Annotated in this window: 1 pseudogene; it reads right to left on the reverse strand. The window is 44.8% G+C overall.

Going from position 1 to position 239, the window contains the following annotated elements:
• A pseudogene (locus AB4585_RS27605) lies at positions 1-239 on the reverse strand (hypothetical protein); the annotation flags it as partial.

Consider the following 239-nt stretch of genomic DNA (forward strand, 5'->3'; position numbering starts at 1 on the left):
GACATACAGATACGTCTGGTTTTCCAGCTTGATGGTATCGACCTGACTGTGAGATTTGAGCTCATTAAATAGCGCATTTACGTTAACGCTGAATTTGGTTTCCACTTGATAGTTAATGGGCTTGGCTTCGAGCTCGGATTCATCAAAATTGAGCCCAAAGCACACCGTAGTGATCTCATCGGAGAAATACGCACACTCGCTGTCTGCATAGACATGAATGCGCGATGAGCGATTCTGAT

Source organism: Vibrio sp. 10N.222.49.C9 (genome assembly GCF_041474985.1).
Lineage (GTDB): Bacteria > Pseudomonadota > Gammaproteobacteria > Enterobacterales > Vibrionaceae > Vibrio > Vibrio crassostreae_C.